This window comes from Candidatus Melainabacteria bacterium (assembly GCA_003963305.1).
Lineage (GTDB): Bacteria > Cyanobacteriota > Vampirovibrionia > Obscuribacterales > Obscuribacteraceae > PALSA-1081.
Genome location: RXJR01000023.1, coordinates 37,872 through 50,049, shown reverse-complemented (window position 1 = coordinate 50,049; position 12,178 = coordinate 37,872). Strand labels below are relative to the sequence as shown.

Here is a 12,178-nt window from a genome sequence, read left to right as displayed (position 1 = left end):
TCTAAATCAGAACTACCAGCGCTCAGTGTGAAGGCGCCTGAACTTGACGGCGCGAAAGATTGGTTGAATACAGCCAGTCCTCTCAAGCTGAAGGATCTGCGAGGCAAGATCGTTTTACTCGATTTCTGGAATCTTAGTTGTGTCAACTGCTTTCATACGATTCCGATTTTGAAAGAGCTGCAAAAGCGACATCCTAATGATCTGGTTGTGATCGGCGTTCATGCTCCCAAATACGATTCCGAGAAAGATACAAAGCCGCTGCAAGACGCTGTTCGCAGGATGGAGCTTGAGCATCCGGTCGTGAATGATGCTGACAATGTGATCTGGTCGGCTTACGGCGTGAAGGCTTATCCGACCATTGTATTGATTGACCCTGAAGGTGGGCTCGTAAAGATGCTTCTCGGCGAACGCAGCTACCAACAACTCGATCAGCAAGTCAACCAACTCATTGAGAAGTACAAGAAAAATGGAAAACTTGACGAAAAGCCACTCGTTATTAGCCCTGAGCCGGCTCGTGATACCACTCCGCTCAGCTTTCCAGAGAAGCTTTGTCTTGATGCTAAACGTAAGTTGCTATACATCGCTGATTCGGGGCACAATCGAATCGTCGTCGCTGGTTTCGACGGCAAGTTGGTGAATGTAATCGGAACAGGTCAGGCAGGTTTCGCTGACGGATCCTATGATAGAGCTCAATTTCACCATCCACGCGGGCTTGCAGTCTCGAACAATATTTTGTATGTCGCCGATACTCAAAATCAGAGATTGAGAAAGGTCGATCTCGACAAGCAGATTGTTAGCACCATATCTGGTGATGGTGTGCTTAACGAATACATATCCCCACCAGATTTTGGCGATGCAAAACAAGCGCGATTAAATTCGCCCTGGGATCTGGTCATGGCTAAAGACCGATTATATATATCCATGGCGGGCGCTCATCAGATTTATGCATTGTTCTTCAACAACAATCACATGTATGTATTTGCGGGCTCAGGCGAGGAGGGGCTTACCGACAAACCTTTGCTGGATGCGGACCTGGCTCAGCCAAGTGGTATTACATTTAGTGTGGGTAAGGTCTATTTTACAGACAGTGAATCGAATTCAGTAAGGAGTGCCGACATCAATCCGAAGACGGGCAAAGTCAAAACCATTGTTGGCAAAGGGCTCTTTGATTTCGGTGATGTCGACGGTCCACTCAACAAGGCTTTTCTCAAGCATCCACTGGGCATTATTACTGCTGGGAATAAGCTCTACGTCGCCGATACACTCAATCACAAGATTAAGAGGATCGATCTGGTTTCGAAAACGGTTTCGACGGTCTGGGGCACCGGTAAACCGGGAAATGCAGTCGGCAATCATCCCGAGTTCAACGAACCCAACGGTCTGGCTATCGACGGACAGAAAGTCTACATTGCCGACACTAACAACAATGAAATCAAAGTAGGAGATTTAAGCAATGGACAGGTAAGCGCTTTCAAAATCAGCGGACTTACTTCTCCCAATTCTTCCCGACATTGATATCAACTTTTAGCGGCAATTGCAGGGGTTGATCCATTTGCATAGACTGGAGTACCACTTCCTTCGCCAGTTCCAATTCATCTGCAGGAACCTCCAGCACGAGCTCATCGTGCACTTGCAGAATAAGTTTGGTTTTCATTTTGCGCTCTGTCAGCTCTTTGTCCAGTCTGATCATCGCCAATTTCATCAGGTCTGCTGCACTGCCCTGAATTGGTGCATTGCAGGCAGCCCGCTCGTCAGCTTTGCGCACCGGATCGCTTCTGTCATTGAGGAACCTGAAGTAGCGTTTTCTTCCCCATAGCGTCGAGACATATCCGGTCTTTCGCGCTTCTTCAATGGTCTGTGTTAGGAATCCTCGAACCTTAGGATAGCGCGCGAAATATTTGTCGATGAATGACTGTGCTTCCTTTGTCGATATGCCCAGATCTTGACCAGTGGCAAAAGCACCTTGCTGATAGACAAGCGCGAAATTGAGAGTCTTACCAATTCTTCTCATCTCCGACGTCACTTGTTCGATGGGTACATCAAATATTTCGCCGGATGTTCGTGCGTGGATATCTTGATTTTTCTTGAAAGCATCGATCAATATCTCGTCTGAGCACATGTGCGCCAGAAGTCGCAATTCGATTTGCGAGTAGTCTGCCGAAAGCAGGTAAGAGTTTGCATCTTGCGGTATAAACGCCTTGCGAATGCGGCGCCCGACTTCACTTCGAATTGGAATATTTTGCAGGTTCGGATTTGAACTGGATAGTCGTCCCGTGGCCGTAGTAGCCTGGTTGAACTCACCATGCAAACGATTGTCTCTTGCCGAGATTGATTTCGGCAGTGCGTCCACATAGGTGGAACGCAACTTCGAAAGCTGTCTGTATTCCAGAATCTTCGGTACAATCACGTGCTCTTTGGCAAGTGCTTCCAAGACCGTGGCATCAGTTGAATAACCGGTCTTCGTTTTGCCTTTGGTTTTCAGATTCAGTTCTTCGAACAATACTTTCTGAAGCTGCATCGGCGAATTGATATTGAATGAATGACCTGCCAGCTCGTAAATTTCGTTTTCCAGTCTGGAAAGGTCACTGGATAGTTCTGCCGAGAATTGATTCAAATACGGCAAATCCAGGGCGACTCCGTTTTGTTCCATTCTCGATAGTGTCGCTGCCAGCGGGATTTCCATCTCGTAAAGCAAATATCGCTGGTCGTGATCAAGTCTCGTCATGTACAAGCGAGTCAGCTCCAGCGTGACGCGTGCATCGTCTGCTGCGCTGGTGGCGACTTTATCAACTGCGGCGAAGTTGATTGTCAGCTGTTTCTTACCGGCTGCAGCACTCTCAGTCGAGCGCACAGTCGAGTAGCCCAGAAGACGTTCGGACTGATCTTTTAAGGCGTGCTTTTCATCAGGATTTATCAGATAACTTGCAAGCATTGGGTCGAAGACGATGTTTTCCAGTTTGATGCCCTGCAGAGAAAGAGCATTCATTTTCGCTTTGCAATTCATCAATACTTTGCCGATTTCTTTACTCTCAAGTAGTGGTTTGAGAGCAGCAGTTATGAGATCAGGCGTAAGCTGATTTGCGTCAGTGTGGTGCACTGGAATGTAGGCAGTGTCGACCGACCATGAGCTGGGGTCATAACTTTCGCTTAGCATCAGTCCTTGATCCGGATCGATGCTCAAGTCTTTACTCCAGGCGAAAGCATAACCAAGAATTTCAGACTCAAGTGAGCTGGGTCCTGATAGTTCCAGATCGACGCAGAACACCGGGCACGATGTTAGTTTTTTTACTACTGAGTTCAGATCGTCCGGCGTCAGTACCACTTCTGGTGTGGGTGGAACTGCCAGAGTGGCAATAGGCTCTATCAAAATAGCGGCGGTTTCGATTTTCTCTATCGTTGTTCCTGTGCCACTACCACTAGTGCCGCCTGCGTTGTTGCCTGTGCCGAAATTGCTGTCTGTGCCGCCGCCACCATCAGAACCGACACCGACTGAACTGCCGCTGCTACTGCCATATCCCCCGCCGGACCCGCCTGCGTAAGCGTTGACTTCTGTGGTACGAGCGACGCCGGCCACAGCTCCGACCGTCGCGTATTCGTTGAATCGGGCCATGATTTTTGGCAAGCGATTCACCATTGTCTTGAACTCTAAATTTCGGAAATACTCTTGCACCGCCTCTAGTGGCGGTGAATTAAGCTGGCAATGCTCGAAATCAAAATCGAGCTTAATGTCTGTAACCATCGTAGCGCAGCGTTTGCTGTCGAAAGCGCTCTGTCTGCCATCTGTAAGTTTCTGCTTGACTGATTTCGATTTGATTTCGTCGAGGTGCTCGTAAATGCCTTCGACCGTTCCGTATGCTGTCAGCAACTGCACGGCTGTGACTGGTCCGATGCCCCTTACACCTGGGATGTTGTCTGACGCATCACCGCATAATCCTTTGTAGTCGATGACTTGCTCTGGCCATACGCCTAATTTTTCGAAGACTTTGGCCCGGTCGTAGACGATCAATTCTTTCTGACCAGGCATCAAGACACGGATAGAATCGTTGGTGTCGTCGACCAGTTGGAATGCGTCTTTATCACCTGTCAAAATTTGTACTTTGATGCCTTTAGCGACTGCAGTTTTGGCAACAGTAGCGATGACGTCGTCTGCTTCAAATCCTTCCAGTTCATATAACGGAATGCCGAGAAACTGCACTGCATCTTTGATTAGCGGCCATTGTACGGCGAGATCATCAGGCATCTCGTTGCGGTTTGCTTTGTAGTCGGCAAATTCCTTTTCTCTGAATGTTGGTCCGGCCAGGTCGAAGCAAACCGCGAGTCCATGCGGACGCTGTTTTTCGATTACATCAAAGAGTGAATTGAAAAAGCCGTAAACTGCCCAGGTTGGTCGTCCGTCTTGCCGCCGTAATCCAGATTTGAAAAGTGCAAAGAACGATCGAAATGCCAGCGAGCTGCCATCAACGAGAACCAGGGTTTCATCTGGCTTCATTTTTTTCTCCTTGAAATGTCTTTCTATCTGCCGCGTGAATTGCCTGATAACGCTTCAGTGAGCACTCGACCTTCGCACAACGAAGGTTGCTCAATCCCAAGGATGTTGGTGATTGTCGGCGCGATATCGGCAGGACTCGACGATTGTCCGAAGCGCCCGTTTAGCACGTTGCTGCCCGAGATAACCAGAGGGACCTGCGTATCATAATTATATGGTGATCCAGTTGCCGTGCCCGTTGTTTCAGAAATAAAAATGTGCCCTGGGCGTGGCATGACAAATAATTCACCGCTTCTGCCCCAGTAATAGCTCTTTCTCGCTGCATCCATGAGTGGTCCGCTGGGCAGTTGATTTGTGAAAAATTGTGCGGCTGTATATACTTCCCCGACGCCTGCTATCGAATGAGCCATCTTTGCTGTCAGCGCTTCGACATCAGGTTGACGATACTTTTGTCTATCGATCGCGCTCAGGTTTAGATATAGATTTGGCGGCTCGAACGACTCGATCCAATCTTCGGCGCCCAGTCTGCTATCGAGCTGTGCGTCAAGAGTTGTTTTGAAATTCTTGACGTCGATACGGCTCGCATCCAGACCACGGTCTTTTAGAAATTCAGGAATTGGGGCGATGCCGTGATCTGATGTGAAAATAATCAGACAATTGTCGAGACCGACTTTTTGATCGAGGCTTTGAATCAGTCCGGAAATAGATTGATCGAGCCGCAGAGTCAGGTCTTCTACCTCCTGACTGTATGGACCAAATGCACCGCCTAGCAATTCTCCCGCGCTGAAGCTGATTGCCAGTAGATCCGGATCTGTATGCATTCCGAGACTTTCTTTGTCGATTGCTTCTTTTGCGAAATCGCAAAGCATCTGATTCGACCACGGGGTCATAGCGAAGGCATTGTAAAAAGCCTCGCCGGGTGCGTTTGCTCCCCCTGTAATGGTGTGCGGAAATTGAGTACTGTCGCCTGGAATAGGGCGCTCATGCGAATAGTCGTCATGCGTCGACGCCGTGTATTGGTTTTCTGGAAGGAGCCTCTGCCACTGCTTTCCTAGATATCGATCAGCATAATGTTGGTCGTTGAATGCCTGCACCCAGCCTGTCAACTCGCTGCCATATTGTGCCGCCGTGATGAATGCACCGCTTTTTGTGTCCCACCAGTAGGCTCCATTGGCTAACTTGCCGGCGAGAAGAAGTGCTGAGCGATCGGCAAGCGAGATAGTGACGACTTTGCTGCGTCCATTCGTTGCCAGCTTCATTTGGTCGCCGATTGTTGTTCCCTGCATATAATGGCTGCTGCTGCCGGATGCGGCTGCACCAACAATTTTCATTGCATCATCTGATACAGCGGAAATAGGCTTGTTTTTCCGACGGTCATACCAGTTATCACCAACGATGCCCGTGCACCACGGATACGCTCCAGTCGCTATGATTGAGTGTCCGACTGCAGACTGCGTGCCGGCGTTGGTAAATTTGCAGTTGGTAAAAGTTGCACCTTTGTCCATCAGAAGTCTGATACCACCCGAGGTGAGTTTGTCGAGATATCGAGGGATGTAGTTGTATGAAAACTGGTCGGCAACCAGAAGCACTACTAATTTGGGTCGAGTCGGTGTCGATTGTGCGTAAGTAGGTGCACAGGCTGGAAGAATCAGAGTCACCAGCAAAAGCAAGCCAAGTGATATCGCAGTTACCTGGCGCAGGTGTCGAGCAGTGACCAAAGTTGATACCTCCCGAATGCTGGGCGTCAGCCCCACGTAGTGAGCCTCGTGGTTGAGCCGTCTAGATGTAGGATAAGTTTACTAATTCGAGCTAAAAAAAGGTTTCAATGTCTTTGCAAAGAACCTGTCAGGAGGCTCTTTGCTCGGCCGGTGGCGTACTATCTTGATAAGTCCGGCAGCTCGCTGCGTGACTTCCTCGGAAGTCACCAACTGTTGAGACATATTGGCGGACTGGCAGACTACTGGGACAAAAGGCCCAGACATCGAATTTCTCGAGAAATTTGAGGCGACCTTACATCATCAGCAGAGAAGAAGGTGACAAATGGGCAAGGATCAAGCGAAGAAAGATAAATCAGAAAAGTCAAACGACAGAGCAAAGATTTTGAAAAAAGCCGTTCTGGCTGGAGTCGGAGCGACAAGCAACGTTGAGCGCGTCAAGGCTGCTCTCAGCGAGGCCATGGAAGACCTGGTGAAAGTGGGACAGGACCTTCTGGATGAGTTGGAAGACTCAGGCAAAGGAAAAACTGAGAATTTTCAGCAGTTCTTGCGGAATCTTCAGGATGAAGCCGGAAAGCGCACCCATGATGCCGAGAAGAAGTTGTCAAAACTCTCTGGTTCTACTAAGAAAGCTGTGAAAGAATTTGGCATCGCCACTAAGGACGACATCGAGGAAATTCTTGAGCGCCTCGAAGCTCTCGAAGAAGCTGTGCACGGACCCAGCGAAGAGCATGCCGGCGAAGAAGGCGAAGATGGTGAAGGCGCAGAAGGCAGCACCAAAAAGCGCGGTCGCAAGAAAGCCAACAACAACAATAACTAAATTCTCTCCCCAACTTGTGGCTAGAGCATGTCTGCCGGTACGGGCGGCATCTGCTGGATCTGGGCGTTATTGACCGGATTTGTCAACGAGGTTTCGGGCGAGTTTGTGATCACAGGCAGCGGCGTGCGCAGCTGAAATTCGCATGCCAGCCCTGGACACTCATGCTGGTCGGAAATTTTGCACCAGTCCGGCTGATTTGAGGCAATCGGATCTCCAGTTGGAAATCCCTGACTGTTTTGCCCTACTGAAGCGACCAGATCGCGTATTACAACAGACCAGCTCACAGACGGTGCAGCGCCTGTCTTCATCGCATCTTTGCAGTAGTAGAAGAGTTGCCCGCTTGGAATTTTTATGTTGCCAAATGGATAGAAGTTGAAAACCATCGGTCTCGGCGTATTGGAACTGAACAGTTCGTCAGTTGTCAGAAAAACTACTTTTGTATTTGCTCTTTGAAGAGAATTCGCGGCGGCAAATTCGGCAAAAGTTTTGCCTTCCACGACCAGCGCTTCCGGTTTAACTGGTCCGTTTTCAATCGGTGTCACCACGTCGAAACCTTTAACTAGCCATGGTTTCGAATTAGTGGAAACTTCAGCATATGGTTTGAAAAAGTCTGATTCATCGACTGGTTGAGTATGTGGGGTGAATATAAATTTCTTGGAAATCAAATATGCCGAATAAGGCTTATCAATTTTGTATATTCCGTCTTTGCAAACTTTGAATGAGTGTGCGCATAGCTCGTAAGTCGAGGTGGCGACTTGATTTGCTGTTCTTGTGGTTTGCTGGGCTAGTTTGTTGGTGGCGCGCAAAGCACTGCGTTTTTCTTCATCACTCGCTATCACCGAATTAAGTGTGTCAATCTTTTCTTTAATCAGCGTGTTCTGACGTGCCACCTCATTTGGTGTCGTTCCGTTTTTGCCTGGTGGGTGTTCTTGCCCAGATCGATTCAAACGATTTATCACCGAATTTAGTTCTTGTTTTTCGATGTAGATTTTTTGCTCTAGCTGCGTCAGTTCTGCTGATGTGCGCGCTATAACCATTCTAGATACTGCCGCTGATTCGATTGCGGCTATGTTAGTGTCGTAAACAGCTTTGAGATAGTCGTTTACGAATTTGTCGTTATAGTCGTGCCGACCCGATAGGTTGCAATTGCCGTCTTGATCTACGAAAAGAGGCAGAGCGTTCTGCGGAAAGTTAGTTTGGGATGAACTTGCAATCGCTCCTGAGTAGATTTCGAAAGCCTTGCTGAGAGCAGTTTGTCCTATGCCACCAGGACCGGTCTGATTGAGAATTGCGTATTGCCGTGCGCCTGTATCAATCGCCAGGCAGCTGTTCGGTGTTGCATTACCTTCATCACCGTTAACGGGTTCGCGCTGATATTTCATCAGTGACGCGGAACTGTTCCATTTTGCATTGAGCAAGGCGTAGAGCTGCTGCTCGTTCACAGTCGGTCCCTGTCTCTTCAACCAGTGGTAGAGCATGACGCTGAATGCATCTGAGGCGGACATGCCCGGCAGCACAGGTTGAAGGGAAGGCGACAGGCTTCCTCTGCCTGGAACTTCATTGCCCACAACTTGTTGCCAATCACCGTTGCCGCTCAATCCGGGCGTAGTCAGAAGTGCCATCGCGCAATCCAGTACGGGTGGCGTTCCATCAGGGAAGTTCATTACGAGTGTTGACTTGACGGGAGGCTGCGGTGGTGCGGCGATTAATGCACAATGTTTTTTGCTTACTGTTTGAATCTGGTCGGAATTATTTTTCGGTTTGGTTTGAAAAATGGCTTCCACAAGCACCGCATATGGAGCCTGACCATTTTTTGCCGATTCGAATTGTTCGGTCTGGTCCATTAATCGAATCTTGCCCGTGGGCCATGTCTCCGAAGGGGCTGCCGGTAGCCTGTATCTGCCGAGTTTCAGTCTCACCTCGATTAAGGAAAGATCGGGTGTCGATTTGTCTGAGGCCAGCATTCTGTAGACGTCGCGATAGATATTGTTCGGCTTTGTATTCGAGTTCGCGTATAGTTGCGACGAAGAATCCGAAGACTGGGCTTCCATCAGATCAGGCTCGGCTGCTTCGTGCAGACGCATGCTCAGCTCTTTCTCGACCATCTTTGCTTGTGCCTGGTCCTTTTCGATTAAGTCAAGCATCACCTTGCGCTTCAGATGCTTCGCGATTGCAGTATCAACCGCCAGGGTCTTATATATGGTATTAAGTCCGGTGACTCTTGCTTGTCCAGGGGCATAGCTGAATGTTCCTGAAACATCCGCTGCTGCATCGCACAACCCGACTTTTCCGAAACTGGTGCTGTCTACGTGTATGAGAGACAACTGTTCCGCTGCATATAATGCCGCCTGGGCTGCCGTATCAACGTTGCGTTTATGATGACCTGACATGCCGATCCACAGCACATACAATGCAATGAAAGCGCTGCCAACTGTAGCGATGACGGTTAACTGCAGAAGTGCTTGCCAGTCGTTGCTGCTTGTTGGTCTGAGCGGAGTTGATTCTTGCTCCGAGCGAGTGGCCGGGCGCTGATCGGTTTTTTCGCTGTGCTGGTCCATATAAACCTGGATATCAATGGTGATTGCGATGATAGCACCGTCGGTGCTCTGCTACCATTGGTATCAGGGCAAAACTAATGAAGCGCAGTTTTTTGACATTTTTGGTGCTGGCAGCGGTTTCGACGAATCCGGCAGCTTGTCTTAGCGAATCGGACGATTCCGGTATAAAGCGCATCGTCGAATTGACTAAGACTCGGTCTTACATCAAAGCCACTGACTTGTTCGAGCGCATGATTGAAGCCGACCCGAACAATCCTCAGTTGCGTCTCGCGGGGGCGCGGTTGCATCGGCAGATGGGCATGTTCGCTCGCGCGATGAGTGAATACAAGCAAGTTATGAATGCCGATCCTCATTTGATAGAGCCAGTCGTGGCGCTTTCTCAGATGTACATGGAGTATTTGAACCTGCCGCAAGCGATAACGCTGGCGCGGCATGCAGTGTCGATTAATCCAAACAGCAAAGACGCTCGTATACAACTTTGCACAGTTCTTATCGCAAGCGACTATTTGAAGGAAGCTGAAGATGAGCTGGGCGTTTTGCAGAAGCAGGCCGGCAGCGACCCCGATGTCAATTATGTTGGATATAAGCTCTACTTGAAACGTGGGCAGTTTGGCAAGGCTCGGCAGCAGCTGGAAGCCGCCTTGAAACTGCAACCGACCAATGGGCAGTGGTTAGTCGATTTAAGCGAACTTTGCGAAATGCAGGGCGATTATGCGACCGCCCAATCCTGCTTGCAGAAAGCTTTACAAGCGGACCCGCTATCTGTCGAAAAGCTCAACAAAATGGCGATTTTGCAGGAATATTTCCTGCAGAATTACAGTCTGGCCATGGCTCAGTACAAGAAAATTCTGGAGATCGATCCAGACTCCGTTACTGCGCTTGCGGGAGTAGATCGCTGTAAAACAAGAAGCAACGATCTGGCGGGAATGCTGAAGATACAAGTTCGAGCATTCTTTGCCGAGCTAATGCAGATGTTTCGATAGTCGCTAATCGACGCTGGTCGAGACTAGTCTGCTAGTCGCCGATTGCTGCTAGTTCGGTTAAGGAGCTACTTTGCTCAAAACCCGCTTCGGTCCATGAATCGGATCTTCGATAACGACCGTTTGATCGCGCTTCGGACCAACGCTGACGATAGCGATCGTAACGTCCATCTCTTCGGCAAGGAAGTTCAGGTAGTTTTGAGCATTAGTCGGCAGGTCTTTCAAGCTGCGGCATGAGCTCGTCGATTCCTTCCAGCCTGGGAACGACTGATAGATAGGTTCCATGCGCTGGAACGAGCTGCCGATGCTTGGCAATTCTTTGTAGGTCTTGCCGGTTTCTTTGTCTTTGTAAGCAACGCAGATTTTGATTTCATCGAAGTCGTCAAGAACATCAAGCTTCGTGATAGCGAGGCAGTCGAGACCATTGATGCGAACGCCGTAGCGTCCGAGCACCAGATCGAACCAACCGCATCGTCGCGGTCTGCCAGTGGTGACGCCAACTTCGGCCCAGGCTTTTCCAATTTGTCTGAGCTGCTCGCCGATTTCGCCCGTTTGTTCGGTTGGGAATGGACCTTCGCCGACGCGAGTCATGTAGGCTTTCGATACGCCGATGACGCGGTCGATGATTGTCGGTCCGATACCGGCGCCGATGCAGGCACCGCCAGCGGTAGGGCTCGATGAGGTCACGAAGGGATAACTACCATGGTCGAGATCGAGCAAAGTGCCCTGAGCACCTTCGAAAAGGATGTTTTTGCGATTTCCAACTGACTGAAAGATCAGCTCTGACGTGTCGCAAACGTACTTCTTCATCTGCTGACCGTATTCGTAATACTCTTCCAGAACAGCCTTCGGATCGAGAGCCGGCAGGTTATACAGCTTCTCCAGAATGACGTTTTTGCGCGGAACCATCCAGTCCAGTTTCGACTTCAAAACATTTTTGTCGAGCAGGTCTTCCATGCGGATTCCAGAGCGGGCGCACTTGTCGGCATAAGTTGGACCGATACCACGCTTGGTGGTGCCGATCTTGTTATCGCCGCGGCTGTCTTCTTCGGCTGCGTCGATGATCAAGTGATATGGCATCGTCACGTGAGCGGTTGCTGAGAGTTTCAGTCGCGAGTCGTCAAGCCCACGATCGGTTAAAGATTTGATTTCGCTGATAAAAGCCTTGGGCTCGATCACCATGCCAGGTCCCAAAATGCAGACTTTTCCCGGATACAAAATGCCGGAAGGAATCAAGTGGAATTTGTAGGTTTCACCATCTACAACGACAGTGTGTCCGGCGTTGCAGCCGCCCTGGTAACGCACGACGACATCGGCATTCTTTGCCAACAGGTCCGTTACCTTTGCTTTACCTTCATCTCCAAACTGAGCGCCGACGACGATTACGTTTGCCAAGCTTCTAGCCTCTCGAGTTCATAAAATCCAAATTGACAAGTCCAAACTTACGAAATTCCAGCCGAAATGCGCGACGGCTAGTTCCGCACGAACACAGAGCCGCTTTTCGACTCTGTCTTTCTAGACAAACAGATAGTCTAGGATACTCGCCAAGAGCTGTCAAACGGCGCCGGCAGCTAATTACGTTAAGATTATTTATGCCCGAGGTTGTCAGCGCGCGAGTA

At 49.5% G+C, this 12,178-nt stretch carries 7 protein-coding genes; 3 read left to right on the top strand and 4 right to left on the bottom strand.

Features of this window, described 5'->3' with window-relative positions; translation table 11 throughout:
* Nucleotides 1–27: 27 nt before the first annotated feature.
* Nucleotides 28–1,515 (top strand): redoxin domain-containing protein, encoded by a 1,488-nt coding sequence (locus EKK48_22075; GenBank protein ID RTL37991.1) that lies wholly within the window; start codon nucleotides 28–30, stop codon nucleotides 1,513–1,515.
* On the opposite strand, the gene polA is transcribed toward EKK48_22075, so the two are convergent.
* Together polA and EKK48_22065 are read right to left on the bottom strand one after the other, a co-directional pair.
* Nucleotides 1,487–4,489, bottom strand: coding sequence for a DNA polymerase I (polA, locus tag EKK48_22070; GenBank protein RTL37990.1), 3,003 nt, complete (start codon nucleotides 4,487–4,489; stop codon nucleotides 1,487–1,489). The genes EKK48_22075 and polA overlap by 29 nt on opposite strands.
* A gap of 23 nt (nucleotides 4,490–4,512) precedes the next feature.
* Entirely contained in the window at nucleotides 4,513–6,240 is a 1,728-nt protein-coding gene (locus EKK48_22065) for an alkaline phosphatase family protein (GenBank protein RTL37989.1), read from the bottom strand.
* A 286-nt stretch (nucleotides 6,241–6,526) separates the two neighbouring features.
* Here EKK48_22065 and EKK48_22060 point away from each other — a divergent pair, with 286 nt between their 5' ends.
* Nucleotides 6,527–7,021: a hypothetical protein gene (locus tag EKK48_22060; protein ID RTL37988.1), complete on the top strand. Its 495-nt coding sequence runs from the start codon at nucleotides 6,527–6,529 to the stop codon at nucleotides 7,019–7,021.
* Between the two features lie 20 nt (nucleotides 7,022–7,041).
* On the opposite strand, the gene EKK48_22055 is transcribed toward EKK48_22060, so the two are convergent.
* Complete coding sequence (locus EKK48_22055) at nucleotides 7,042–9,579, bottom strand: hypothetical protein (protein RTL37987.1); 2,538 nt, start codon at nucleotides 9,577–9,579, stop codon at nucleotides 7,042–7,044.
* A gap of 77 nt (nucleotides 9,580–9,656) precedes the next feature.
* Here EKK48_22055 and EKK48_22050 point away from each other — a divergent pair, with 77 nt between their 5' ends.
* Complete coding sequence (locus EKK48_22050; protein ID RTL37986.1) at nucleotides 9,657–10,562, top strand: tetratricopeptide repeat protein; 906 nt, start codon at nucleotides 9,657–9,659, stop codon at nucleotides 10,560–10,562.
* A 57-nt stretch (nucleotides 10,563–10,619) separates the two neighbouring features.
* Here the strand turns inward: EKK48_22050 and EKK48_22045 are convergent, their stop codons facing one another.
* On the bottom strand, nucleotides 10,620–11,954 hold the full coding sequence (locus tag EKK48_22045) for an adenylosuccinate synthase (GenBank protein RTL37985.1): 1,335 nt from the start codon (nucleotides 11,952–11,954) through the stop codon (nucleotides 10,620–10,622).
* Nucleotides 11,955–12,178: the final 224 nt, after the last annotated feature.

Excerpts from the sequence above, each read along its gene's own strand:
- polA (RTL37990.1), bottom strand. The coding sequence starts at position 4,489 with ATGAAGCCAGATGAAACCCTGGTTCTCGTTGATGGCAGCTCGCTGGCA.
- EKK48_22055 (RTL37987.1), bottom strand. The coding sequence starts at position 9,579 with ATGGACCAGCACAGCGAAAAAACCGATCAGCGCCCGGCCACTCGCTCG.
- EKK48_22060 (RTL37988.1), top strand. The coding sequence starts at position 6,527 with ATGGGCAAGGATCAAGCGAAGAAAGATAAATCAGAAAAGTCAAACGAC.
- EKK48_22050 (RTL37986.1), top strand. The coding sequence starts at position 9,657 with ATGAAGCGCAGTTTTTTGACATTTTTGGTGCTGGCAGCGGTTTCGACG.